Consider the following 423-nt stretch of genomic DNA (forward strand, 5'->3'; position numbering starts at 1 on the left):
CGCAGGTTCACGTTGGAGACGGCTGCCGGGTTGTTCTTCAGGTGGAACATGTGGACCTCGTCGGTTGAGCCGGCCGGGCCGGCAGTGGGTTACTGCAGGTCTTCCGCCGGTACCGGCATGGCGGAGGTCAGGGACTGGATGCTGCTGCGGCGCTCGGCCAGCGCCTCCTCGGCGCGGAACCACTCCAGGGCGGTGGGATAGGCAGCGCCGGCCAGCATCGCGCGGGCCATCAGCAGTGAGAGGTAGTTGCCGTGGACGACAGCCAAGACCGCGCCGGCGGCAGCGAAGCCGCAGATCAGGCCCCACACCAGGACCGGCGCGAGGATGTACGCGAGGCGGCGGCTCACGACATCACCGTCCGCAAGATGTCCTGGAAGATCAGCACGGCAGCCGCGCCGACGATGAAGCCGATCATCGCGCCGT

1 protein-coding gene is annotated in these 423 nt (G+C 68.6%); it reads right to left on the minus strand.

Annotation, left to right across the window (positions count from 1 at the left end; genetic code table 11):
* Nucleotides 1-89: 89 nt before the first annotated feature.
* A partial coding sequence (locus tag EN850_RS33715) for a hypothetical protein (protein ID WP_210238007.1) occupies nt 90-423 on the minus strand: 334 nt, incomplete at its 5' end.

The sequence above is a fragment of the Mesorhizobium sp. M8A.F.Ca.ET.207.01.1.1 genome, from assembly GCF_004794715.1.
Taxonomy (GTDB): Bacteria; Pseudomonadota; Alphaproteobacteria; order Rhizobiales; family Rhizobiaceae; genus Mesorhizobium.